This is a genomic window from Mycobacterium sp. NPDC003323 (assembly GCF_053589535.1).
This window is the reverse complement of the sequence record NZ_JBSFSB010000026.1, coordinates 1-24,669: the sequence shown is the minus strand read 5'-3', so window position 1 is coordinate 24,669 and position 24,669 is coordinate 1. Positions and strand designations below refer to the sequence as shown.

Here is a 24,669-nt window from a genome sequence, read left to right as displayed (position 1 = left end):
ACCGTCAGACCTTGTCCGGCTCGACGTCCTGGGTGCCGTCGCCGGTTTGATCCGCCGTTTCGGGTTCCAGGGCGACGCTGCGTGCCCGCGCGACGGCCGGCCCCGACGTGGACGGGTTCTCCGCCGGCTGTAGGCGCACCACGCGACCGACCGCGCGCCGCAGGCCCGGCGGCCCTTCGATCCGGACGAAGTCGCCGATCCGGCCCGCGCGATAACGCAGCGGTGATCCGATCAACTCACCCATCACCACGCCGCTGCCGATGGCCAGCGCGATGGCCACCGCCGACATCAGTTGCGCGATCCCGTCCAAGAAGCGCTCGTCGACGGCGAGGTAGAACACTGCCCGGAAGACCGCCAGACCCGGCAGCAACGGGGTGATACCGGCTGTCGCCGTCACCAGCGCGGGTGCTTGCCGGCGGATCGAGATGAAGGTCGCCAGCAGACCGACTCCGACCGCGGCGATCCCGGTCGCGAAAACCACGCCCACCTGGATATGGCCCAGCCCGATGAGCACGGCCTGCGCCGCGCCGGCCGCGATGCCCGCCGGCACCACCGATCGCACCGGCGCGTAGCAGGCAAGGGTCAGACACACTCCGGCCAGAGCGGCGCCGAATATCGCGACGCCGATCTCCACCGGCCCGCTCGGCACGATGATCGATTGCGTCGCATCGACGTGCAACGCGATGGTGATACCCGCCACCGCCGCGAGCTGCAGACCGGCCACGATGCCCACGACGATGCCCGCGGTCAGGAACAGCGCGTCACCGAGTCTGCCCACCGCGGTCACCATGTGCCCGGTCAGCGCGTCCTGCACCGAGCCCACCAGCGTCATGCCCGACAGCAGCACGACGATGCCGGTGGCCACCAGGGCCGTCGGGCCCTGATCGGCGAGGCGATAGGCGGCGACGGCGACCAGGGTGGCGATGGCGGCACCGACGGCGTGCTGGAAGAAGAACGGCGTGCCGAACCGGTTCAGCACGCGGCCGACTCGGTCGATGACGGCCGACGTCAGTGCGGCAAGGATGCAGACCAGCCAGTTGCCACCGAGCAACATCGCGATGCCCAGGGCGAAACCGGCCCAGTAGACGGTCGACAACCAGCGTGGGTACGGATGAGGACTTTCGCTCAGTACATCCATCGCCTCATGGGCCTGCTCGACCGTGACACCGCCGGAGGTGATGCGTCGCACCAGCTTGTCCAATTCGGCCAGTCGCGTGTAATCGGTTGCGCGGTGCCGCACGGCCCGGACGATCGTCACCGGCGGGCTGTCGGCGGTGGGCAGTGCCGACACGATGATGGTCGAGAAGGTGATGTCCACGACGCAGTCGCTGAGCTGATAGGCCTGCGCCACGTCCTGCGCCGTCGCGACGATGTCGGCGGTGCCGGACCCGGAGGACAGCATGACCTCGGCCAGCCGAATGGTCAGGTCCAACACCTTGCGGGTGTGCACATCACCGACCCGATTGGTACTGCGTCGGCGTTGTCCGGCGATCGGGGCGGGGTCACGTCGCCCGCGCAACGCGCCGCGCAGGCCGCGGCGCGCCCGCGCGTTGTCCGCGGTGTCTTCCGTGTGATCGGGAGCCATTGCCGACACCATACTGACGCTCGGCGCGGTCGCGGTACCACCGGCGCGCCAGAGCGCGATCAGCGCCGCCAGAACACGTGGTGGGTCACACCACTGGGGCTGGGCACGACATCGCGGTGGAACGTATCGAGTAACTCGTCGGAGGACCCCCACAACCGCGATCCGCCGCCGAGGTCGATCGGCGCGACCGCCACATGCAGGGTGTCGATCAGCCCGGCGTCGAGGAACTCGCGAATGGTCTGCGCCCCACCGCCGAGCCGGACATCCTTACCCTGGGCAGCCGCCTGTGCCTGCGCCAGCGCAACCGCGGGCTCGGCGTCGATGAAGTGGAAGGTGGTGTCCGACAGGGTGAACGATGGCCGCACGTGGTGGGTCAGCACGAACACCGGGGTGTGAAACGGCGGTCGATCACCCCACCAACCCCGCCATTCGTGATCGGCCCACGGGCCACGATGGGGGCTGAACTTGTTGCGTCCCATGATCTCTGCGCCGATATTGCGGGCGAAGTCCCGGGTGAAGTAGTCGTCGATGCCGCGGGTGCCGCCGGGTTCGGTGCGGTTGGGCCAGCTCGCGGTGGCCCCCGCCCACGACATCATGACCTCCGGATCGGCATGGCCGAAGGGCCGCTCCGGACTCTGATCGCGGCCGGCGCCGTAGCCGTCGCGGGACACCACGAAATTCTGTACGCGCAGCAATTGGGCCATCGGTTCCTCCTCGACGTCGGTGCTGGTGATCAGACCAGCATGCGCGCAGAAATTCATCGCGACCGGATCGCAGGCAGGGCCGCTGATACGCAGAACCCCCGTGCCGCCGGAACCGGCTGCACGGGGGTTCGTAGGACGCGCGGTCTAGAGCGCGGTGACGCCGACGGCCTGGGGGCCCTTGGCGCCCTGGGTGATGTCGAACTTCACTCGCTGGTTCTCCTCCAGGTTGCGGAATCCGCCGGACTGGATCTCGGAGTAGTGCACGAAGACGTCTGCTGCGTCGCCGTCAGGAGCGATGAAGCCGAAGCCTTTTTCGCTGTTGAACCACTTGACGGTTCCTTCTGCCATGGTCGTACTTCCTTCTTTTTCACATGGCCGAATGTCATGACGGCCAAGTCTGGTGGAGCGATCGACGATCGCCGGGTCGAGGCAATGCTCGCGGTGGGGTGCAGTCGCCGGCACGGGTTGTTCGAGGGTGGTGCTGACACCCGGCCGCGACTCGGCCGAAGACAGACACGTCGTGATCGATTCGCGACGTACCGGCCCAGCCTACCCATGCGTGGCGCGATCACCTAATCAAGGCGACGCGCCGGTACCTCACTGCGCGAGCACCCATGCGTATCGGTGGACGATTTTGCCTGGGCGAGCGAGGCAATCAACCGATCGGCGAGCGCAGGCCATCGGGTGCATCGTCATCCCGGCTTTTGTCCCGCTCCGCGCCAATCGTTGCGAACCGAACGATATTTGCGCGTTCGGCCGCTCCGCGACCGCGGCTGCCGAGGCGCCGAACACCGATGTGCGCCGGCTGCGCAGACGTCCCTATGATCGGCGAATACATCGTGCTCTCAAGCTTTTTGCGCAGCCGGCCGACGGCCCCTGCGTCCGTCAGAGAAGGGCTCACAGGTGACCTGGGTTCAACGCCGCGTCGTCGTGCTGCGTGACAATCGCACCTCGGGTATGCGACTGCGGATGGTCGACCTGGTTCGCCGCATCGGGGAACTGCCGGTGTGCGCCCGGCACCGGGAGCGGTGCGCGGCGCGGCATGATGCCGCGCTGCCGGCCCTGCGCGATCGGGAAGAACAACTCGTGGACCGGTTGAACGTCGAGGGAGTGGCCAGCCGGCAGGTGCGCATGAACTGCGCGGCCCGCCACGAGATCGCCCGGGCCATCGAAGAACTCAAGACCGCCGCAACCGATCAACCGGTGGCCCATCTGCCCCTCGACCGGCCGGACACCGTCGAATCGCTGTACCGGTGGGGGTTGGCCGAGGCCAACCTCGACATCGCCGAACGACTGATCGGTCAGCCCGTGCGATATCTGGGATTGGAGGTGAAGGTCGAACGGGTACGGACGGCGCAGGGGATGCAGCAGGCACGGCAGTGGCATCTGGACGCCGAGGACCACCGCATGCTGAAGATCATCATCTATCTCAACGATGTCGATTGCGGCACCGGGCCCTTCCAGTATCTGCCCGTGGCGGCGAGTGCGACCGCGCGCCGTGCGCTTCGTTGCCGTCCGGGGATCACATTCCTCACCGACGATGCCGTCGCGGCCGTCTCGCCACGCATGGGGTGGAGACAGGCGACCGGGACGGCAGGCACCGCCGTGTACGCCGACACCGGTCGTGTCATCCACCGGTTGAAAGCTCCGACGCGGCAGGACCGTTATTCGGTGACGTTCGTGTACACCAGCGATCGACCGTATGCGGTGTTCACGCGCTTCATGCCTCCGCGCGCCCTCATCGAGGCGGTGGCGGCGACGTCCACACCGCGGCAGCGCCGCGCCCTCCCCGATCGGGACTGGCTACGCTTCCAGCAGCCCGGCACCGCAACTTCGCCGTCAGATCATCTGGCGCTCAGCGAATCCGCGAGCTGATCGGCGGTCTTGACCCAGCCCGCGTGGAAGTTGTCGTACTCCTCGGGCGGCAACATCGCATGGTCGATACGCATCAGCGTCTGATCATCCTGCACCGGCTCCAAGGTCACCGACACCACGCTGGCGGCGGTGGGATCCGCCCAGTACGAATTGGCCCAGGTGAACCGGAGCAGCCGCGGCCGCTCGATGGTCAGGAACTGCCCGGTGATGAGCACGCTGACACCCTCGTCATCCAGATCGAAGCGGTACGCACCACCCACCCGTGGCTCCACGGTGACCGCGAGAACCCGAGTCGGACGCGGACACATCCAGTCCCGCAACGCATCCGGGTCCAACCACTGGTCGAACACGTCCTCGGGAACGGCAGGCATGATGCGCTGCACCCGCACGGTCGGCGCCTCGGTCACCGGTCGGCCTTCTTGCGGCGCAACCGTGCGGCCAGCGCATCGGTACGCGTCGACCAGAAGGCGGTCTGCTCGCCCATCCACTGAGCCGCCTGTGACAGACCGTCCTGGCGCAGCGAGAGCCAGTGCTCGCGTCCACGCACCTCTCGGGTCACCAGTCCGGCGTTCTCCAACACCCCGATGTGGCGGGACACCCCGGCGAAAGTCATCGGCAACGGCGCGGCGAGGTCGGTGATGCGGGCGTCACCGTCGCGCAGCACCTCAAGGAGTCGACGGCGGGTCGGATCGGCCAGCGCCGCGTAGGCCCGGTCCAACACTTGATCTTCAACCATTCTGTTGACCATACCCGGGTCGGTGTGATGTGCTCGGCAATGGATTCATTCAATCGATCTGTTGAACGATTGTGTCGCTTCGATCGGAGGACGAGATGCAGACACCACCCATCGTCGGCGCCCAGGAGTGGGCCGCCGCCCGCGCCGAACTCCTGGTCAAGGAGAAGGAACTGACCCGGCTCAGAGATGCCCTGGCCGCCGAGCGCCGGCGGATGCCGTGGACGCCGGTCTCGGGGTCTTACGCGTTCGACGGACCGCAGGGTCGGGTCACCCTGGCCGATCTGTTCGACGGCCGCCGCCAGTTGATCGTCTACCGGGCATTCCTGGACCCCGGGGTCGAAGGATGGCCCGAACACGGCTGTGTCGGTTGTTCGTTGATGGCCGACCACATCGGCAACCTCGGCCATCTGAACGCCCGTGACACCACCCTGGTCTACGTGTCACGCGCCGAACAGGCCGATATCGACCGGATCAAGGAACGCATGGGTTGGCACCATCCGTGGTTCACCATCGCGGCGGACAGCACCTTCGACGCCGACTTCGACGTCGACGAGTGGCATGGGACCAACGCCTTCTTCCGGGACGGCGACGACGTCTACCGGACCTACTTCATCGACAACCGCGGTGACGAGGTCTTCGTGAACACGTTCGCCTTCCTGGACATGACCGCCCTCGGACGCCAGGAGACCTGGGAGGACTCCCCCACCGGTTATCCGCAGTCCCCGCCGTATGAGTGGTGGCGCTGGAACGACGCCTACGAGCGACCCGCCGGTGGCTGCCGATCGTGCGCCGGGTGACACATCGGTCATGATCGAACGGTGACGCCGCCGCCGCTGACCGTTCCCGCCCTGCTCGCCGAGCGCGTCCGCGCCGCCGGGCAGGACACCTACCTGGTCACGCCCGACGGCCGGCTGTCCTATCACGATGCCGATGCCCGATCGGCCGAGATCGCCTGCCGACTGCTGGGCGCCGGCATCGGCAAGGGCAGTCGGGTCGGGTTGTTCTTCCCCAATGACATCGACTGGGTGCTGTGGTGGCTGGCATTGTCACGGGTGGGTGCGTTGGTCGTCCCGCTCAGCACGCTGTATGCGCCGGCCGAGATCGCAAAGGTGCTGCGGCTGGCCGATATCGGCACACTGATCGCCCCTGGCCGGGTGCTGAGCATCGACGTCGGTGAACGCCTCGAGACGGCGCTACCCGGACTCGGCCGGCAGCATCACGGTCGCCTGGCGGTGACTGCCGCGCCGTATCTGCGTCAGATCGTCATGACCGAGACCGGCGATCACCAGTGGGCCACCGGATGGGCAGACCTGACCGAGGCGGTGTCTCCGGACATCCTGGCCGCCGTCGAGGCCGAGGTGTCACCGGCCGACCTGGCCGTCATGGTGCACACCTCGGGCTCCACCGCCGACCCCAAGGGGGTGTTGCACAGCCACGGCACGCTGGTTCGTCAGACCTCGGGCTGGCCCGCCGCGGTACGGGCAGTCACCGGATACGCCGCACAGCCGGCGCAGCGGCCCCGAATCCTGTGTGCCATGCCGTTCTTCTGGATCGGTGGACTGCTGGCAGCCATGGGCGCGTTGCACGACTCGATCACCCTGCTGGTGCTGCCGAAGCTTGATCCCGGCACCGCGCTGGACCTCGTGGAGTCGCAGCGCGCGACCGGAGTGGTCGGCTGGCCCGCCTTCACCCAGCGCCTGCGCGAGCACCCGAGCTTCGCCGGGCGCGATCTGTCCAGCGCACCGATGCTGCGCGAGGGCCCCTTGGACATCGCGATGACCGACGTCCCCGACGGTTATCCGGTGCATCGCACCATGTCCGAGACCGCGGGCGGATTCGTGCACACCGAGCTTGCGATCGTCGACGAGCAGGGTCTGTCCGTCCCCGACGGGCAGACCGGTGAACTGCTGATCCGCGGTGTCGGGGTGATGGCGGGATACAACAAGCGTGAACGACATGAGGTATTCGATGCCGACGGCTGGTATCACACCGGCGACCGCGTCTACCGACGAGACGGCGACCCGCGCCTGTTCTACGTCGGTCGTGCCACCGATCTGATCAAGTCCGGCGGTGCCAACGTCTCACCGCTGGAGGTGGAGGCGGTCATCGCTGGGCTGCCGCAGGTGGCGCAGTGCGTCGTGGTGGGTGTCGAGCATGCCGAGCGCGGCGAGGAGGTGTGCGCGGTACTGGTGCCCGCCGAGCCGGAGATCGATGTGGCGGAATTGCGCACGCAGGCGCGCGCACAGCTCTCGGCATACAAGGTCCCGACCCGCTGGGTGCTGGCCGACGGTGACCGGATTCCGACGCTGCCCAGCGGCAAGTTCGACCGCAAGAAGCTGCTCGCGATGGTGCTCGAGGGTGAGTTGCCGACGGTGTGAGTCAGTCCAGCAGCGTGCGGAACGTACCTGCGGGCAAGGTGTTTGCGCCCGCCGCGCGTACCCGGTCGGCCAGCGCGGCATCCGAGGTGACGACGACGAGACCGCCCGGGTCGGTCGCGGCGCACACCAGACGCACGATCTCGTCATCGGCGGAGTTCGCCGCGGGTGCGGGCGCGTGGGCGACCGTGATCACCGCGGAAACGATCGGCTGCGGTTTCTCCAGTACCACCGTCACATCGATCCCCTCGGCGGTGGCCCAGACCTCCAATCTGGCCACCAGGGCGCGCAGCGCGCCGGGGCGATCGCGCCACCAGCCGTCCGGCCGGGCCCCGACCACGTTCATGGCATCGACGATGTAGCGCACCGTGGTGACGGTACGTGGCAACATCACCATGGTGGCGGGAGTGGATGAGGCGCGGCTGCGCGAGTTGCGCCGGATCACCGTCACATCTGCAGGCACCACCATCCGAATCCAGGAGTTGCCCTGACCATGCCGCATGCTGCCGACAGTCACGACGTGATCCGGGTGACCGGAGCGCGGGAGAACAACCTCAAGAACGTCGACATCGAACTTCCCAAGCGGCGCCTGACGGTGTTCACCGGAGTGTCGGGCTCGGGTAAGAGCTCGCTGGTCTTCGACACCATCGCCGCGGAATCCCAGCGGTTGATCAACGAGACCTACAGCGCGTTCGTGCAGGGCTTCATGCCGACTCTCGCCCGCCCGGACGTCGACGTGCTCGACGGCCTGACCACCGCGATCATCGTCGACCAGCAGCGGATGGGGGCCGATCCGCGCTCCACCGTCGGCACCGCCACCGACACCGGCGCGATGTTGCGCATCCTGTTCAGCCGGCTCGGGCAACCGCATATAGGCTCGCCGCAAGCATTCTCGTTCAATGTCGCCTCGGCCAGCGGCGCCGGTGCGGTGACCGTCGAGAAGGGCGGCCGCACGGTCAAGGAACGTCGCGAATTCAGCATCGTCGGCGGCATGTGCCCGCGATGCGAGGGCCGTGGCGCGATCAACGACATCAACCTGACTGCGCTGTACGACGACACCAGATCGCTCAACGGCGGAGCCTTGACGATTCCCGGATTCAGCATGGAGGGCTGGTACGGCCGGATCTTCAACGGCTGCGGCTTCTTCGACCCGGACAAGCCGATCAACGAGTTCACGAAGAAGGAACTCGACGCGCTGCTGTACAAGGAGGCGACCAAACTCAAGATCGATGGTGTCAACCTGACCTATCTCGGCTTGATCCCGCAGATCAAGAAGTCCTTTCTGTCCAAGGATCTCGACGCGATGCAACCGCATATCCGCGCCTTCGTCGAGCGCGCGGTCACCTTCACCACCTGCCCGGACTGCGACGGGACCCGCCTGTCGGAGGTGGCACGGTCCTCCAAGATCAACGATGTCAGCATCGCCGACGTATACGCCATGCAGATCACCGACCTGGCCACATGGATCGCCGATCTGGCGGCCCGGACATCATCGAAACAAGTGGCGCCGTTGCTGTCGGCGCTGCGCGACATCCTGGACTCCTTCGTCGAGATCGGTCTGGGTTACCTGTCGCTGGATCGTCCGGCCGGCACCCTGTCCGGCGGAGAAGCGCAGCGGGTCAAGATGATCCGACATCTGGGTTCGGCACTGACCGATGTCACCTACGTGTTCGACGAACCGACCATCGGGCTGCACCCCCATGACATCGCCCGGATGAACAATCTGCTGCTGCAGCTTCGCGACAAGGGCAACACCGTGCTGGTGGTCGAACACAAACCCGAGACCATCGCCATCGCCGACCATGTGGTCGACCTCGGCCCGGGCGCGGGCACCGCCGGCGGTGAGGTGGTGTACCAGGGTTCGGTCGATGGTCTGCACAAGAGCTCCACCGTGACCGGTCGGCACCTCGACGACCGCGCCGCGCTGAAGGATTCGGTGCGCGAACCCACCGGCACGCTGGCGGTACGCGGCGCCGACACCCACAATCTGCGCAATGTCGACGTCGACATCCCGCTGGGTGTACTGGTGGTGATCACGGGGGTCGCCGGGTCGGGTAAGAGCTCGCTGATCGACGGTTCGGTGGCGGGTCGCGACGGTGTGGTGTCCATCGACCAGACGGCGATCCGCGGATCGCGGCGCTCCAACCCGGCCACCTACACCGGCCTGCTCGACCCCATCCGCAAGGCCTTCGCGAAGGCCAACGGGGTGAAACCGGCGCTGTTCAGCTCCAATTCAGAGGGTGCATGCCCAGCCTGCAACGGCGCGGGTGTCATCTACACCGAACTCGGCGTGATGGCCACCGTGGAGTCACCCTGCGAGGAATGCGAGGGGCGGCGGTTCCAGGCCGCGGTGCTCGAATACACCCTGGCCGGTCGCAATATCGCCGAGGTGCTCACCATGCCGGTCAGCGAGGCCGTCGCATTCTTCGACGACGGCGAGGTTAAAGTCGCCGCGGCGCAGAAGATCCTGGGACACATGGCCGATGTGGGGCTCGGTTACCTGACGCTGGGACAACCGCTGACCACCCTGTCCGGCGGTGAGCGGCAGCGCCTGAAGCTGGCGGCGCGTCTGTCCGACAAGGGCGCCGACGCCGGAACACTGTTCATCCTGGACGAGCCGACCACCGGCCTGCATCTCGCCGATGTCGAACAACTGCTGGCACTGCTGGACCGCCTGGTGGACGCCGGGCGCTCGGTGGTGGTGATCGAGCATCATCAGGCCGTGATGGCGCATGCCGATTGGATCATCGATCTGGGTCCGGGCGCCGGTCATGACGGCGGTCGCGTCGTCTTCGAGGGACCTCCGCGCGATCTGGTTGCGGCCGGTACGACGTTGACGGGCGAGCACCTGGCTGCCTATATCGGCTGATTGAGAGCTTGACACCTGTCAAGTATGCTGTCGGCATGCTTGCCCAGGATGTGCTGACCACCGTGCCCACCACCACCGCCGAGGCCACGGCCGCCTTCGACGCCGCGCCACCGGTCGAACCGGCCTTCATGATCGGCACCTGGCAGGGTGCCGAGCTGCCGACCGCGCATCCGATGGACGGACTACTGGAGGCCAGCGGCTGGTGGGGCAAGCAGTTCGTCGACGAGGAGACCGTGCACCCGCTGCTGTTCCCCAAGGACGGCGGCACGGCGCTGTGGGCGCTGAACCCGGTGCTGGCCTTCGGCGGCCTGGGCCTGGCGACCAAGGTTCCCGCTGTACGGAATCTGTCTCTGGTGCAGCCGATTTCGGCATTGCGACCGGCGCTTCGCACCCGCTCGGCCAAGGCGCGGTTGCGCACCACGCGTTACCGCGACGTGGACAGCGCCACCATGATCTATGACAACCTGCCGATCAATGACGTCTTCCGCAAGGTGGACGACGACACCGTGCTGGGCGCGATGGATTACCGCGGCGCCACCCGGCCGTACTTCTTCGTGCTGCGGCGCAACAACTCACTACCGGTGCAGTGACCCTGGCCGGTTTCACCGCTCCCGGGCACGCCATTCGGTGATTCTGCGGCCCAGCGAATCCGCGGCGGTGGTGGCCGCCTGTCCGACACCGTCGAACAGCCCACCGAGACCGTCGCGGATCCCCCGGATCAGCGGATCGTCGGACTGGTCGAAACCGTCCTTGTACTGACGTGCGGCCGCGCTCACGTCCTCGGTCCAGCCGACCGAGTTGTCATCGGCCCGACGCGGATAGTCACCGGCCAGGATCGCGCCGTAACCTCCGCTGTCGACCCACTGCGTCAGCGCGGCCGCCCGCAGCACCGAGAACGGATGGGTCTGCAATTCGAGGTTGAGCAGCTTCAGCACGCCGTCACGCATGTCGCCGGATCGTTCATACTCGCGGGCCTGCGCCAGGAACGCCTCGGAGTCCAGCTTGTCCAGGCGGGCGCCGCCGGCAAGTTTCATCTCGACGCGGATCGCGGCATCGAAATCCTGCGAGCACAGCAGACCGGCACGGTCGCCCGAGAGTTCGGACTTGCGTTGCCATTCCAACAAAGCCGCGACAATGGCGCGCACCGCCCACCCACCGATCGGGACGAAGCCGAACGACGAGGCCAGCCTGATCAGGTGCATGAGCATGGTGCGGTAGACCGAATGTCCACTCATCGCATGTCCCAGCTCATGGCCGATGACGCAGCGCATCTCGTCGTGCGACATCAACTCATACAAACCCGACGTGATGACGATGAACGGTGTGTCCATGCCGATGCAGTAGGCGTTGACGATCGGTGACTGCTGGACGAACAGTTCCGGACGCACCGGGGCATCGAGCACGTGGACGCACTCGTCGAGCAGGGCGTCCAGATCGGCGAACTGACGGGGCCCGACCCGGGCCGCATTGGCCAGGTAGAGCAGGCGGTGCTGTCGTTCGCGCAGGGCTCCCGATATCAGCTTGAGCAGCTGGTCAAATCCCTTGAGCCGGCGCAGCGCCGTCAGCGCCGTCCGATCGGCGGGATGCTCCCAGGCCCGTGAACTGATATCCGGGAACGCAATCCGCTGTGTTGCAGGTGTTTCGGCCACCGAGCCACCCCCATCGTCACAAGATGACTCCACAGTACGGCGCGACGACTCAGGCGATGATGCGCACCAGGTAGGGAGTCATCGAGGCGGTACGCACCGGCGACACCGCCACACCGGAGTCGGTGGCCTCCACCATCTGACCGTTGCCGACGAACAGCGCCACGCTCTGGGTGCCCTCGGGTCCGTAGAAGACCAGATCACCGGGAAGCGCCTGGGCCGGCAGAACCTTCTGCCCCACCTTGTACATCTCGCCGGAGGATCGCGGCAGCTTGACCCCGACGCCGGCGAAGGCGTAGACGACGATGCCCGACGCGTCGAAGCCCACGACGTTGGCCACCGGCTCGGGGACGGTGGCGGCGCTCGGGAACAGCGGGGACGCGACCGGCGCCGGCGGAGCCAGCCCGGGGAAGTTCAGACCGGGGACGCCACCGGGCATCGGGGCCGCGGCAGGTTCCGCGGCGGCGGGCGTCTCGCGGACCGTGCCCAGTGTGGGGCCGTTGGCATCACCACCGCCGTAGGCGAACGGCACCCCGCGCTGGGACAGCGCGCGCTTGATCACGAGGTCGACGGCCTGCTGGTTGCGCACCGGCCGGGTGTTGAACGGATCGGCCGCGGCGACACCAGGAGTCGCTGTCAACACAACCAGGCCGAGCAGCAGGGCAGCGAAGCGTCTCATGGCGAAGTCAACTCTTTCGATCAGGCGGGAACCAGTGGCGACCGCTAATTGACGGCCGCCACTGGTATTTCTACCGGCCGTTTACGCCTGCAATCGGATATGACTGTGGCACAACATGAATGAGATGCCGATCCGTGACCGTTAAGTGACCGGCGTGCCCGTTTCGTGATCGGGCCGGCATCGGCGCGAGACCCCCGGACCCGATGCCGCAGAAACGTCAACGGCACCGGCGAGCGCTGCCCGAGGGCGGCGCGCACCGGTGCCGGGAACGAGGTGTGGTTACTGCAGCGCAGCCAGCGCGGCGTCGTAATCGGGCTCCTGGGCGATCTCGGGAACCAGCTCGGTGTAGGCAACCTTGCCGTCGGCGCCCACGACCACGACGGCACGACCGAGCAGACCGGCCATCGGTCCGTCGGTGATGGTGATGCCGTAGTCCTCACCGAAGCTGTCGCGGAACGCGGATGCGGTCACCACGTTCTCGATGCCCTCGGCGCCACAGAACCGATTCTGCGCGAACGGCAGATCCTTGGAAACATTCAGCACGGCCGCGCCGGTCGCAGCGGCACGCTCGTTGAAGGTACGCACGCTGGCGGCACACACCGGGGTGTCCACCGACGGGAAGATGTTGAGCAGCACGGGCTTGCCGTTGAACTGGTCGCTGCTGACCGCTCCCAGATCGGTGCCGGTCAGGCTGAACGACGGTGCGGAGGCGCCGACCGCGGGCAGCTCACCGGACGTGTTGATGGGGTTTCCCTTGAGCGTTATCTGTGCCATGCCGATCAGTCTGTCAAAGGTGGTACCGATCGCGCATCAGCGGGGTCGATGACCGGGCATGGCAGCATCGATACGGTGATCGACCTGCCGCACGGAGTACGGGCCATGGCCGCCCGCGGGCCCGCCTGGCAGCGCTGGGTGGATGCCCTGCCGAAGCTGACCGAGGGCGCGCTGCGCGACTGGGAACTGCGCGTCGACGGTGACGCCCTGTTCGGCTTCTGTTCGATCGTGCTGCCGGTGCGGACGGCCGAGGCGATACCGGCGATGCTCAAGATCGCGTTTCCCGATGACGAATCCGAGCACGAGCACCTGGCGCTGCGCCGGTGGGACGGGGCGGGCTCCGTCCGGTTGCTGCGCGCCGACCCGCATCGGCGGGCGATGCTGCTGGAACGGCTGCACCAACGAAACCTCAACGACGTCTGGGATATCGAGGCCTGCGAGATCGTCGCGGGTCTCTACGGGCGCATCCATGTGCCCGCGCTGCCGCAGCTGCGTCCGCTGGTGGGCTTCATCGAGAAGTGGAATGCCGACCTGGCCGCGCTACCCCGCAGCGCCGCCCTCCCGCACCGGCTGGTCGAGCAGGCGGTGTCGCTGGGTCGGGATCTGGTGGCCGATCCCGCCAGCGTCGGCACCCTGATCCACGGCGACCTGCACTACGAGAACGTCCTGGCCTCCGATCGGGAGCCGTGGGTGGTGATCGATCCCAAACCGATGAGCGGTGACCCGCACTACGAACCGGCGCCGATGCTGTTCGACCGGTTCGACGAGTTGGAGGGTTATGTCCGCGACGGCGTGCGGCGGCGTTTCTCCACGTTGGTCGAGGCCGGCGGTCTGGACTTCGACCGGGCCCGGGCGTGGGTGATCGTGCGGATGATGCACGACGCCATGTGGGAGCTGACCGAGAACGCCGTGCCCGACGAGCGGTACCTGACGACGTGTGTGGCCATCGCCAAGGCGGTGCAGGATTAGCTAGATATGCACCGGTAGCGACAGCATGCCGCGCAGCGTCACGTTCGGTTTGTACTGCGGCTCGCCGGCGAGTTCCGCGTTCGGGAAACGTGCGGTCACCGCCGACAGTGCGATCGAGGCTTCCAGCCGGACCAGCGGTGCGCCCAGGCAGAAGTGGGCACCATGACCGAAGCCCAGATGCCGGATGACGCGTCGGTCGGGATCGAACACGTCGGGATTCTCGTTGGCCGCCGGATCCCGATGGGCCGCGGCCAACAGCACGATCATGGTGTCGCCCTTGGGGATGTGGGTATCGCCGAAGGTGATGTCCTCGGCCGCCACCCGGCCCAGCAGCTGCGCGGCCGGATCGAATCGCAGGGTCTCCTCGATGACCCGTGGCGCCCGCGTCGGATCCGCGCCGAGGGCGGCCCACTGCCTCTTGTCGCGCAGCATCGCCAGCACAGCGGTCGCCATCATGCTGACCGTGGATTCGTGGCCGGCGATGAGCAACAGGTTGCAGGTCGAGATGATCTCGTCCTCGGTCAGCTGGTCCCCGGACTCTTCGACCGCGATCAGGGCCGAGATGAGGTCCTTGCCGGGATTGCGGCGCCGGCTGGTGATCAGGTCCCGGAAATAGGTCCGCAGCCACTTGCCGGCCTCGATGCGGTCGGTGAATCCCTCGGGAACCTCGCCGGTGGCACTGAGGAACGGGTCGACCGTCTGGGCCAGCAGCGTCGACGCGATGCCGAACTTCGGTTCGTCCTCGACCGGGACGCCGAGCAATCGACAGATCACGGCCACCGCCACCGGGTACGCCAATCCGGTGACGGCATCGAACTCACCCCGCTCCTGCGCGGTGTCGAGCAACGCGTCGACGGTGGCGACGATCTCGTCACGCAGTTCATTGATGACCCGCGGCGCGAACGCCTTGGCCACCAGACGACGCAGCCGGGTGTGATCGGGCGGATCGAGGAACAGGAACGCCGGGGTGCGGCGCCGGTCCACCAGGCCCGCCAGGCCGAACGGACGCGGTTGTTCCCCAGCGGCGATCTGCCGCTGGGCGATCGCCGACTTCATCCGGTCACTGGCCGAGGCCGGGTGCCGCAGCGCGGCGTCGCAATGTGCATACGACGACAGCACCGTCAGGCTGAGTTCGGGCAGTTGCAGCGGCCCGTATTCACGCAGCTCGCGGTACACCGGATAGGGGTCGACCCGATTCTCCGGTGCGAGCGCGCGGCCGAGCAGAACCTGCGGTGTGGACACGGAGGTCATGCCTTCATTGTGCAATCGCGGTCTGCAGGCGTCTGCGCCACCACCGGATTCGGTCCGGATCTGCCTGCGTGAACCGGTCCAGCACGTCGCGCGATGGTGCCGGCGACATCGGGGCGACCGGCAGCATCCCGCCCACCGGGATCAGCGACCGAGAAGCCGCCACCACATCGGTCGCCAGGATGGTGCCCGCGCTCACGTCGCAGCCATGGTGCAGGTCCGGCAGCGCCCCGGCCAGCGCCACCCCGACCGCGGCGCCGATGCTGGTCTGGGTGCCGGAGGTGACCACACACGGGAGGTCGAGCGATTCGGCGACCCGCAGCGCGCGCCGCGCCCCGCCGAGCACCCCGCAATGTAGGACGGCGATATCGGCGCACACCTCCGACCGGTCCTCGAGGATGAGATCGGCGGGCAGTGCGACGGGGACCGTGACGAGTCGGCGGACCGCGGCCGAACGATGGGCATCCGGGCAGGGATGAGCCACGAACTCCATTCCCCCGGCGGCGCCGTCCAGCGCGGCGATCGCGGTGACGGCTTCGGCGGTTTCCCATCGGCCCTTCGCGTCGCAGCGCACCGCGCCGTCCGGTCCGAGGGCTTCGCGGACGGCCTGCACGCGGGCGACGTCGTCGTCGATCGTGTGGCCCGGCGCGGCAACCTCGACGACGGCGGTCCGGCACCCCGATGTCGCCGTCATGGCGCGGGCGGCCTGCGGGTCCACCGCACCGATGCGCACAGCCGCCGGGATCTGGCCGCGTTTGGGGTCCGGCCAGCCGACGGTGCCGGCCTCGGTGGCCGCGGTGAGCCAGCGACCGAGGCGTTCATCGGGACACTGCGGCGGTGGGCTGAACTCGCCCCAGCCCTGTGGGCCCTCGAGCAGGATGCCCTCGTGGATGCCGCCGTCGCGCAACGGGACGGCGAACACCGGGGCGGTCTCGAGGTCGATCAAGGTCTGCACAAGCAGTGGACGCTAGTGCCCTGCGCCAAAGGTGTACAACGGCACCAGCATTTCGGCCGATGTCAGCGAACCGTGGTGCCCGAGTAGATGGGACTGCAACGGCTCGGCGGCGGCGCGGATCACCGCGCGATCGGTGTTGGACACCACGACGACATCGCCGATGCGCGACGCGGCGGGCTCCAGCACGGTGGGCCCGAACCACCCGGCCGCGATCACCTCGGTGCGGGTGAGCACCGTGAAGTCCCGGCCGAGCTCCTCCCGCCAGGCGGCCGCCACGTCCTCGGCCGCCCCCGGTTCGGTGTAGACGTGCCGCGCACGCGGCTCACCGCCCAGGGTGCGCACACCGGCCTGCAACGGTGGCGAGCTGTCGAAGTCCACGGGGTCGGAAACCTGCACCATGCCGTGATCGGCGGTGACGATCAGCGCCGAGGCGGGCGGTAGGCGCTCGGCGATGAGCCGGACGGTGAGGTCGATCTGCTGCAGCTCCAGCGCCCAGGACTCCGAGTTCGGCCCGCGCACATGCCCGGTCATGTCCAGGTCGCCGTGGTAGGCGTAGACCAGTGTGCGGTCGGCGGCCGACAGCGCGGTCAGGACGCCGTCCACCAGGTCGCCGGAGGAGAAGGTGGGACGGAAGTCACCGCCGCGCAACGCCGCTCGCGTCAACCCGGAGCCGGCCTGATAGGTCGGTGCCACCTGGGTCACGACCACACCGTCGGCGGCGGCCCGCTCGAATGCCGTGGTGGCCGGCTGGAACTGTTCGGGCACAAGCTCTTTGAGAAGATCGACCTTGGGTCCCTGACCCATCAGGCCCCACTTCAGCGGATTCATCAGCCGGTCGTGATCGGGTACTGCCAACAGATATCCAACCAGACCGTGCTCGCCCGAGGGCATCCCGGTGCCCAGCGAAGCCAGACTGGCCACCGTCGTGCTGGGAAACCCCGCCGTCAGCGCACGGTCGGGCCGCGCGGCCAGCAGCGGCGCGATCTCGGCGCGCGCGGCCACCAACTCCGCACCCATACCGTCGATCAGCAATACCGCGACCCGTCGGACACCGTCGAGCGCGAGTCCCACGCGGTCGGTCTCCCCGGGCACACCGAGGATCCCGAGTACCGACGGGATGAGGTCGGCCAGGGCACCGTCGCCGTACCGCGGAGTGACGAACACCGAACCAGACTAGGCTCTGGCGCATGTCGCGCGTGCTGACGGTCAACATCGCCCACCCGATGACCAACCCCGATACCCACAAGAAACCGACCGGTATCGACAAGCGCCCCACCGATGAGCCGGTGGCGGTGCGCGCTCCCGGCCCGATGCGCGGCGGACTGGGCAGCGGACTGACCGGCGATCTGGTCAGCGAACAGAAGTATCACGGTGGTGACGATCAAGCCGTGTACGCCTATGCGCGGGAGGATCTCGACCACTGGGAACGCGAACTCGGCCGGGATGTCGGCAACGGCGTCTTCGGGGAGAACTTCACCACCGCAGGAATCGACGTCACCAACGCCGTGGTGGGTGAACGCTGGCGGGTCGGGTCCGACGGTCTGGTGTTGGAGGTCACCCGGCCGCGGACACCGTGCCGGACCTTCGCGGCATGGTTGCAGGTCGACGGCTGGATCAAGACCTTCACCCGGCACGGCGTCCCGGGCGCGTATCTGCGCGTCATCACCCCGGGATCGGTGCGCTCCGGCGACACCGTCGATATCGTCGACCGACCCGAGCACGGGGTGACCATCGGCACGGTGTTCCGCGCGATGACCGTCGAGCCGAAACTGTGGCCCTCCCTGCTGGCCGCCGACGCCCTGCCCGAACCTCTGAAGGAGAAGGCGCGCAGGCACGTCAAGGCGTCGTGAGCCCGCAGGGCTAGCGACTGGGTGTCAGCTGCGCGCCCATCAGCCGGGCGATCTTCTCGGCCATGTAGAGGTGGCCGGCGTCGGTGGGATGGACGCCGTCGGCGGCGATCAGATCAGGCCGCCCGACGAACCAGCCCTCGGCCAGCGGGTCGACGAAGCGGGCACCGACAGATCGGGCCACCGCCGCCAGCGCGTCCCGGATGCGCAGGATCTCCACCGGCACGTCCGCCGTCGGCCACGGCGGTCCGATGACCAGCATCCTGGCCCGCGGTGCAATGGCACGGGCCAGTTCGAACACCGCGCGGGCCTGGTTGACCACCTCGGTGACCGGAACGGGTTGATCATTGCGCGAACCGAAGAAGACGATCAGCCGGTCGTCCGGTCGCACCGCCCGGGTGGTCAGATCCCAGAAGAGACTGCCCCGGTCGCCGCGTACGCCGTAACCGGCACGCCCCTCGGCGGCCACATCGGCGACCACCGGACGACCCTGAGCGGCCATGATGTCCCATGCTCGGGCCGGCCAACCGGCCCCGCCGATCCCGCCCCAGTCGGTTCCGTTGGTGTAGGAGTCGCCGATGACGGCGACCCGGCTCAACGGGGTTTCGACGGTCAACGGACGCAGCTGGGTCGAGGGCCCCGGGATCGCTACCCACAGCAGCGCCGCCACCAGCAGCAGCGGGGGGAACCGGCGCACGGCATCCTTCGTGATCATTGGGGGTCAGCCTACTGGACGGGGCTGAGTTACTGTGTGGCGCAGAGCATGTCGCGGCTCACGCAGACAGCCTGGTCTCGGTGTCGACCGAATGGACCCGCGAGACCGTGGCCCGGGTGCCGACCATGCGGCGCATCCAGTGCCGGGCCGGTTCCTCGACGAGGTGATACAGCGCGACCGACCCGGCCAGCACCACCGCGAACACCGCGGCGAGCCACCACACCCCGCCCGGGCCGGCCATGCTGAGTTGGAACTGTTGAGCGGCCCAGATCCACGCGGTGTGGACCAGCTCGTGGACCATGTACAGGCTGAACGAGATCTGCCCGCCGTAGACCAGCACCCGGTTCGACAACAGTTGCGGTAGCGTGCCGGCGCCGATGGACAGCGTCACCACCAACGGGACGAAGAGCAGATCGACGACGCCGCCGCTGTCGATCACATCGGGGATCGGATGCGCGTCGAGCCAATAGAGGCTGCCGACGATGGTCGCGGCGATGGCGATGGAGGCGACCCCGGCGGCGGTGCGGGCACGATCGGTGGGATGCAACCGGCGCACCGCCGCGCATGCGATGACACCGGCGGTGAACTGCATGAGGATGCGGGGCAGCCAGCTCCAGGGCGTGTAGAACTGACCGCTGGCCAGCAGGAACATCACCGGCGGTAACGTTGCGGCGAAGGACAGCAACAGCAGGCTGCGCGCCCGGGTGGCCGCGGCCATCCGGAAGATGACCAGCGCCAGGAAACCGAAGACCAGATAGGCCAGCCATTCGGCGCTGATCGACCAGGCCGGGCCGTCCCAGCTGGATCCGTCGAAGTACGGCTGGAACCACAGCTGGACCAGGAACAGTTGGCGGATATAGCTGGTGGCCGTCAGTGTGTCGGCGTGTTCGGAGGGCACGTGACCGACGTTGAGCGTGAAGATGATCCAGAGCGCGGCCAGATGCAAGGTCACCAGATATACCGGCCACACCCGCGCCAGGCGCATCCAGAGGAAGTGCACAGTGTCCCTGGTCGACCAGGCCGGCCCCATCCGGTCCAGATAGTTCCAGGCCAGTACGAACCCGCTCAGGATGAAGAACAGGTCGACACCCTGGGCGCCGCTGTTGAGGATTGGCGCCACCGCGGTGTTGATATCCGGGATGGCCTCGGCCAGCATCGGCCGGAAGTGGAACAGCACCACCCAGATGGCGGCGAAGAGGCGAAGTCCCGTGAGGGCCTTTATTTCTCCGCTGCGCACAACACTCTTTCCGCGTTCCGATGACGTTCGCGTTCCCCGCTGACCGGGCGGACCACTCCCCTAGGTCCTCACTTCCGGCTCACGCAGGATAACAGCGAAGCCGGCTGCGGTGGCGCACCCGCAGCCGCGGGTCGCTAGGGCGCGGGTAGCGCGGGCGGAGGTTGATTGGCCTCGAACTGCTGCGCGTTGCGGTTGAGCGTGTCCAGGTAGAGCTTCATCCGGATCGCGGCGATTGCCGGATTCATACCGGGTGGCGGTGGCGGCTGATTCGTCAGCGTCCAGGTCTGGCACTCGGTGGTCTTGAACGAGCCGTCGGTCGGCAGGATCTGCACGACCTGCGGTTGCTTGGTGAACGCACGGTCCAGAGTTTCGCCCTGCTCGGCACCCTCGACGATGGGCGCCATTCGCCGCCACGAGCAGGTGCCCTCGGGGAACGGTCCGGCCGAGACGTACACGCCGGGCACGATGTCGACGCCGACGGTGTAGGTGCCGTCCTTGTCGATGACCGTGGCGGGCGCAGGTGGTGCGGCGGCGGGATCCGCGGTCGCCGGCGGAACGGGCGGAGTGGGCGGAGTGGGCGGCGGCACGGACGGCGCCGGTTCGGCGACCGCGGTCCCGGCCGCGGCGATAGCGGCCAGCGTCAATGCGGCGGCAACGGCCGCCGGAAGTTTGAGCGCCATGTGACCAGAGTAAGCGCGCCGCCACCGTCGCCGAAACCTCTCGACCACGTTCCGAACGCCCTCCGGCGGGATATCTGCAGCTAGACGAATCGCATCGCGATCCGCGGCGGCCACCGTGATTCTGCCGACAGCGCTACACGATACCGCTGCGACGTAACTCTGTTATATGAGCTAAGCTCCTGCTTACCTAAGCTAAGTGTGGCGGCGGTAACAGTTTCTCATCGCGGCTCGTCAGATCACGCGGCACCGGTGAGATCGGCGGAGCAGCGGGGGATCTCGATTCTCGATGGCAGTGTTGAAGCGGATCTGGATTCCGCTGGTCATAGTGGCCGTGGTGCTGGTCAGCACGTTCACGGTGATGCGGGTGCGCACGTTCTTCGGGACCGGCCCGGGCTATGTGTCCACCGAGAACAGCGCCGCCGATGACACCGAGCCCTTCGATCCCAAGGTCGTCAAGTACGAGATGTGGGGCGAGCCGGGCGCGACGGCCAACGTGAACTACATGGACCTCGACGCCAAGCCGGTGCGGGTGGACAACGTGACGCTGCCGTGGGAGATCACCTTGAGCACGACGGCTCCGTCGGTGTTCCCGACGATCTCGGGTCAGGGCGACGGCAGCACGCTGTCGTGCCGGATCACCGTCGATGACGAGGTCAAGGACGAGCGCACCGTCGCCGGGGTCGGCGCGCACACCTACTGCCTGGTGAAGTCCGCATGACGAGGTTCTCCGGCCCTGACGAGCCCCGCACCGACGCCATCCCCACCACGGCCGGTCCTCCTCCGCGCCGCGGCGGCATCGCCGGCGCCATCCGCACAATGGCCGTGCCGATCATCATCGGCTGGATAGCCCTGATGGTCGTGCTGAACACCATCGTCCCGCAGCTCGAGACCGTGGGGCAGATGCGTGCGGTGTCGATGAGCCCGGACAACGCCCCGTCGATGATCGCGATGAAACGCGTCGGTGCGGTGTTCGAGGAGTTCAAATCCGACAGCTCGGCGATGATCGTGCTCGAAGGCGATGAGCCCCTCGGCCAGGCCGCACACGACTTCTACGACCAGATGATCGACAAGCTGGAGGCCGATACCACCCACGTCGAGCATGTCCAGGATTTCTGGGGCGATCCACTGACCGCGGCCGGCGCGCAGAGCAGCGACGGCAAGGCCGCCTACGTGCAGGTCTATCTGGCCGGCAACCAGGGCGAGTCACTGGCCAACGAGTCGGTGGAGGCCACCCAGGAGATCGTGCACAGCCTCACCCCGCCACCGGGTGTGAAGGTCTACGTGACCGGTCCCTCGGCGCTGGCCGCCGATCAGCACATCGCCAGCGATCGCAGTGTGCGGGTGATCGAGATGCTGACCTTCACGGTCATCATCGCGATGCTGCTGATCATCTACCGGTCGGTGGTCACCACCGTGCTGGTGTTGGCGATGGTCGTCGTCGAACTCGGCATCACCCGCGGGGTGATCGCCTTCCTGGGCTATCACGAGATCATCGGGCTCTCGACGTTCGCCACCAACCTCTTGGTCACGCTGGCCATCGCCGCAACCACGGACTACGCGATCTTCCTGATAGGTAGGTATCAGGAAGCGCGCGGTGACGGTGAGGACCGCGAGTCCGCGTACTACACGATGTTTCACGGCACCGCGCACGTCGTGCTCGGTTCGGGTCTGACCATCGCCGGTGCGACTTTCTGTCTGCACTTCACGAAGCTGCCCTATTTCGTGTCGTTGGGCATCCCGTTGTCGATCGGCATGGTCGTCGCCGTCCTCGCGGCGTTGACGCTCGGTCCCGCCGTCATCTCGGTGGCCTCCCGGTTCGGCAAGACGCTGGAACCGCGGCGCACCATGCGCACCCGCGGCTGGCGCAAGATCGGCGCCGCCATCGTGCGCTGGCCCGGCCCGGTGCTCGTCGCCACGGTCGCGCTGTCATTGGTCGGCCTGCTGACGCTGCCCGGCTACGAGACCAACTACAACGATCGCAATTATCTCCCCACTGATCTGCCTGCCCAGGTCGGCTACGCCGCGGCGGACCGGCACTTCTCGCAGGCCCGGATGAATCCCGAACTGCTGCTGGTGGAAAGCGATCACGATCTGCGCAACTCGGCGGACTTCCTGGTGATCGACAAGATCGCCAAGGCCCTGTTCCGGGTTCCCGGTGTCGGTCGGGTGCAGGCGATCACGCGTCCGCAGGGCACGCCGATCGAGCACACCTCGATCCCGTTCCAGATCAGCATGCAGGGCACGACGCAGAAGATGAACGAGAAGTACCAGCAGGACATGATGGCCAACATGCTCAAGCAGGCCGACGATATGCAGACGACCATCGCGAGCATGGAGAAGATGAACTCCATCACCGTGCAGATGGCGGAGACGACATCGTCGATGGTGGCCAAGATGAAGACCATGTCGCTGGACATCGCCGAATTGCGGGACAACATCGCCAATTTCGACGATTTCTTCCGGCCGCTGCGCAACTACTTCTACTGGGAACCGCACTGCTTCAACATCCCGGGGTGCTGGGCCATCCGGTCGATCTTCGACACCCTCGACGGGATCGACGTGATGACCGATGGGATCCAGGATCTGATCCCGGACATGGAGCGCCTCGATGCGCTGATGCCCCAGATGGTCGCGTTGATGCCGCAGATGATCGCGACCATGAAGAACATGCAGCGCTACATGCTGACCATGTATCAGACCCAGAAGGGCATCCAGGATCAGATGTCGGCGATGCAGGACAACTCGTCGGCCATGGGTGAGGCCTTCGACGCCGCCCAGAACGACGACTCCTTCTATCTGCCGCCGGAGACCTTCGAGAACGAAGACTTCAAGCGCGGTATGAAGAACTTCCTGTCACCTGACGGGCACGCGGTGCGCTTCATCATCAGCCACGACGGGGATCCGCTCAGTCCCGAGGGCATCGCGAAGATCGACGCCATGAAAACCGCGGCCAAAGAAGCGATCAAGGGCACTCCGCTGGAGGGCTCCAAGATCTACCTCGGCGGTACCGCGGCCACCTTCAAGGACATGGCCGAGGGCAACAAGTACGACCTGATGATCGCGGGGATCGCGGCGCTGTGCCTGATCTTCATCATCATGCTCATCATCACCCGCAGCATCGTGGCCTCGGCCGTGATCGTCGGGACCGTGCTGATCTCGCTGGGGTCGGCATTCGGCATCTCGGTGCTGATCTGGCAGCACATCATCGGCATCCCGCTGCACTGGATGGTGCTGGCCATGGCGGTGATCATCCTGTTGGCGGTGGGCGCGGACTACAACCTGCTGTTGGTGGCGCGCCTGAAAGAGGAGATCCACGCCGGGCTGAACACCGGCATCATCCGCGCCATGGGCGGCACCGGTTCGGTGGTCACCTCGGCCGGTCTGGTGTTCGCCTTCACGATGATGTCGATGGCGGTCAGTGAACTCACCGTGATCGGTCAGGTCGGCACGACGATCGGTCTGGGTCTGTTGTTCGACACGCTGGTGATCCGGGCGTTCATGACGCCCTCGATCGCCGCGCTGCTGGGCAAGTGGTTCTGGTGGCCGCAGATGGTGCGCCAGCGACCGGCGCCGGCGCCGTGGCCGACGCCTCCGGCCGAACATGTGGGGAGTTCACAATGATGCCAATGAGATTCGCGGCTGCGCTGGCCGGTGCGTGTGCGGCGGCCGGGGTGGCGCTCGCCGCGCCGGCGCAGGCCGATCCGGACTCGGCGTTCGCCGAGGAGTTGCAGGGCTACGGGATCTACGGCCAGAAGGACTTCAACGCCTGGATCGG

At 67.2% G+C, this 24,669-nt stretch carries 24 protein-coding genes and 1 pseudogene; 10 read left to right on the top strand and 15 right to left on the bottom strand.

Annotated elements, in window-relative coordinates; translation table 11 throughout:
* Positions 1–4: 4 nt before the first annotated feature.
* From ACWDUN_RS28940 to ACWDUN_RS28930, 3 genes are all read right to left on the bottom strand, one after another.
* Positions 5–1,585 (bottom strand): threonine/serine ThrE exporter family protein, encoded by a 1,581-nt coding sequence (locus ACWDUN_RS28940; protein ID WP_449934203.1) that lies wholly within the window; start codon positions 1,583–1,585, stop codon positions 5–7.
* A gap of 59 nt (positions 1,586–1,644) precedes the next feature.
* Entirely contained in the window at positions 1,645–2,289 is a 645-nt protein-coding gene (locus ACWDUN_RS28935) for a dihydrofolate reductase family protein (protein ID WP_449934201.1), read from the bottom strand.
* 144 nt (positions 2,290–2,433) lie between these two features.
* Entirely contained in the window at positions 2,434–2,637 is a 204-nt protein-coding gene (locus tag ACWDUN_RS28930; protein WP_449934199.1) for a cold-shock protein, read from the bottom strand.
* Positions 2,638–3,192: 555 nt separating this feature from the next.
* Here ACWDUN_RS28930 and ACWDUN_RS28925 point away from each other — a divergent pair.
* The gene (locus ACWDUN_RS28925) at positions 3,193–4,164 is read left to right on the top strand and encodes a hypothetical protein (RefSeq protein ID WP_449934197.1); all 972 of its coding nucleotides are present in this window, start codon (positions 3,193–3,195) and stop codon (positions 4,162–4,164) included.
* Here the strand turns inward: ACWDUN_RS28925 and ACWDUN_RS28920 are convergent.
* Together ACWDUN_RS28920 and ACWDUN_RS28915 are read right to left on the bottom strand one after the other, a co-directional pair.
* Positions 4,134–4,571, bottom strand: a complete 438-nt coding sequence (locus ACWDUN_RS28920; protein ID WP_449934196.1) for an SRPBCC family protein — start codon at positions 4,569–4,571, stop codon at positions 4,134–4,136. The genes ACWDUN_RS28925 and ACWDUN_RS28920 overlap by 31 nt on opposite strands.
* The gene (locus ACWDUN_RS28915; RefSeq protein WP_449934194.1) at positions 4,568–4,900 is read right to left on the bottom strand and encodes an ArsR/SmtB family transcription factor; all 333 of its coding nucleotides are present in this window, start codon (positions 4,898–4,900) and stop codon (positions 4,568–4,570) included. Before ACWDUN_RS28915 ends, ACWDUN_RS28920 begins: the two co-directional genes overlap by 4 nt.
* Before the next feature lie 95 nt (positions 4,901–4,995).
* Between ACWDUN_RS28915 and ACWDUN_RS28910 the strand changes: the two genes are divergently transcribed.
* Together ACWDUN_RS28910 and ACWDUN_RS28905 are read left to right on the top strand one after the other, a co-directional pair.
* A complete protein-coding gene (locus ACWDUN_RS28910; RefSeq protein ID WP_449934192.1) occupies positions 4,996–5,697 on the top strand; it encodes a DUF899 domain-containing protein in 702 nt (233 codons plus the stop codon).
* A gap of 21 nt (positions 5,698–5,718) precedes the next feature.
* On the top strand, positions 5,719–7,278 hold the full coding sequence (locus ACWDUN_RS28905) for a class I adenylate-forming enzyme family protein (RefSeq protein WP_449934190.1): 1,560 nt from the start codon (positions 5,719–5,721) through the stop codon (positions 7,276–7,278).
* Position 7,279: 1 nt separating this feature from the next.
* On the opposite strand, the gene ACWDUN_RS28900 is transcribed toward ACWDUN_RS28905, so the two are convergent.
* A complete protein-coding gene (locus ACWDUN_RS28900) occupies positions 7,280–7,642 on the bottom strand; it encodes an NYN domain-containing protein (RefSeq protein WP_449934256.1) in 363 nt (120 codons plus the stop codon).
* 126 nt (positions 7,643–7,768) lie between these two features.
* On the opposite strand from ACWDUN_RS28900, the gene ACWDUN_RS28895 reads away from it, so the two are divergent.
* Both ACWDUN_RS28895 and ACWDUN_RS28890 read left to right on the top strand, forming a co-directional pair.
* A complete protein-coding gene (locus ACWDUN_RS28895; protein ID WP_449934189.1) occupies positions 7,769–10,144 on the top strand; it encodes an ATP-binding cassette domain-containing protein in 2,376 nt (791 codons plus the stop codon).
* A gap of 35 nt (positions 10,145–10,179) precedes the next feature.
* Entirely contained in the window at positions 10,180–10,734 is a 555-nt protein-coding gene (locus tag ACWDUN_RS28890) for a DUF4334 domain-containing protein (RefSeq protein WP_449934187.1), read from the top strand.
* 12 nt (positions 10,735–10,746) lie between these two features.
* On the opposite strand, the gene ACWDUN_RS28885 is transcribed toward ACWDUN_RS28890, so the two are convergent.
* The 3 genes from ACWDUN_RS28885 to tpx form a co-directional block, all read right to left on the bottom strand.
* Positions 10,747–11,793, bottom strand: coding sequence for a M48 family metallopeptidase (locus ACWDUN_RS28885; RefSeq protein WP_449934185.1), 1,047 nt, complete (start codon positions 11,791–11,793; stop codon positions 10,747–10,749).
* Positions 11,794–11,842: 49 nt separating this feature from the next.
* Positions 11,843–12,469 (bottom strand): NlpC/P60 family peptidoglycan-binding protein RipD, encoded by a 627-nt coding sequence (ripD, locus tag ACWDUN_RS28880; protein ID WP_449934184.1) that lies wholly within the window; start codon positions 12,467–12,469, stop codon positions 11,843–11,845.
* A gap of 279 nt (positions 12,470–12,748) precedes the next feature.
* Positions 12,749–13,243 carry a thiol peroxidase gene (gene tpx, locus ACWDUN_RS28875; protein ID WP_449934182.1) on the bottom strand — a complete coding sequence of 165 codons (495 nt, stop codon included), beginning with the start codon at positions 13,241–13,243 and terminating at the stop codon, positions 12,749–12,751.
* 75 nt (positions 13,244–13,318) lie between these two features.
* Here tpx and ACWDUN_RS28870 point away from each other — a divergent pair, with 75 nt between their 5' ends.
* Positions 13,319–14,212 (top strand): aminoglycoside phosphotransferase family protein, encoded by an 894-nt coding sequence (locus ACWDUN_RS28870; protein WP_449934180.1) that lies wholly within the window; start codon positions 13,319–13,321, stop codon positions 14,210–14,212.
* On the opposite strand, the gene ACWDUN_RS28865 is transcribed toward ACWDUN_RS28870, so the two are convergent.
* The 3 genes from ACWDUN_RS28865 to ACWDUN_RS28855 are packed head-to-tail and all read right to left on the bottom strand — an operon-like array spanning position 14,213 to position 17,579.
* The gene (locus ACWDUN_RS28865) at positions 14,213–15,463 is read right to left on the bottom strand and encodes a cytochrome P450 (protein ID WP_449934178.1); all 1,251 of its coding nucleotides are present in this window, start codon (positions 15,461–15,463) and stop codon (positions 14,213–14,215) included. It abuts the gene before it with no gap.
* 4 nt (positions 15,464–15,467) lie between these two features.
* Positions 15,468–16,415 carry an enolase C-terminal domain-like protein gene (locus tag ACWDUN_RS28860; protein ID WP_449934176.1) on the bottom strand — a complete coding sequence of 316 codons (948 nt, stop codon included), beginning with the start codon at positions 16,413–16,415 and terminating at the stop codon, positions 15,468–15,470.
* A 12-nt stretch (positions 16,416–16,427) separates the two neighbouring features.
* Positions 16,428–17,579 (bottom strand): alkaline phosphatase family protein, encoded by a 1,152-nt coding sequence (locus tag ACWDUN_RS28855; protein ID WP_449934174.1) that lies wholly within the window; start codon positions 17,577–17,579, stop codon positions 16,428–16,430.
* Between the two features lie 23 nt (positions 17,580–17,602).
* On the opposite strand from ACWDUN_RS28855, the gene ACWDUN_RS28850 reads away from it, so the two are divergent.
* Positions 17,603–18,265, top strand: coding sequence for an MOSC domain-containing protein (locus ACWDUN_RS28850; protein WP_449934173.1), 663 nt, complete (start codon positions 17,603–17,605; stop codon positions 18,263–18,265).
* A 10-nt stretch (positions 18,266–18,275) separates the two neighbouring features.
* Here ACWDUN_RS28850 and ACWDUN_RS28845 read toward each other — a convergent pair whose 3' ends face one another.
* The 3 genes from ACWDUN_RS28845 to ACWDUN_RS28835 all read right to left on the bottom strand — a co-directional run bounded on the left by ACWDUN_RS28845 (position 18,276) and on the right by ACWDUN_RS28835 (position 20,894).
* Positions 18,276–18,977, bottom strand: a complete 702-nt coding sequence (locus ACWDUN_RS28845; RefSeq protein WP_449934171.1) for an Rv0518 family GDSL lipase — start codon at positions 18,975–18,977, stop codon at positions 18,276–18,278.
* 58 nt (positions 18,978–19,035) lie between these two features.
* Entirely contained in the window at positions 19,036–20,214 is a 1,179-nt protein-coding gene (locus tag ACWDUN_RS28840) for an acyltransferase family protein (RefSeq protein WP_449934169.1), read from the bottom strand.
* Between the two features lie 134 nt (positions 20,215–20,348).
* Positions 20,349–20,894: a hypothetical protein gene (locus ACWDUN_RS28835; protein WP_449934167.1), complete on the bottom strand. Its 546-nt coding sequence runs from the start codon at positions 20,892–20,894 to the stop codon at positions 20,349–20,351.
* 286 nt (positions 20,895–21,180) lie between these two features.
* Between ACWDUN_RS28835 and ACWDUN_RS28830 the strand changes: the two genes are divergently transcribed.
* The 3 genes and pseudogenes from ACWDUN_RS28830 to ACWDUN_RS28820 form a co-directional block, all read left to right on the top strand.
* Positions 21,181–21,612 (top strand): MmpS family transport accessory protein, encoded by a 432-nt coding sequence (locus ACWDUN_RS28830; protein ID WP_449934165.1) that lies wholly within the window; start codon positions 21,181–21,183, stop codon positions 21,610–21,612.
* Positions 21,609–24,515 (top strand): MMPL/RND family transporter, encoded by a 2,907-nt coding sequence (locus tag ACWDUN_RS28825; RefSeq protein WP_449934163.1) that lies wholly within the window; start codon positions 21,609–21,611, stop codon positions 24,513–24,515. Before ACWDUN_RS28830 ends, ACWDUN_RS28825 begins: the two co-directional genes overlap by 4 nt.
* Positions 24,516–24,520: 5 nt before the next feature.
* Positions 24,521–24,669: pseudogene (locus ACWDUN_RS28820) on the top strand (DUF732 domain-containing protein); the annotation flags it as partial.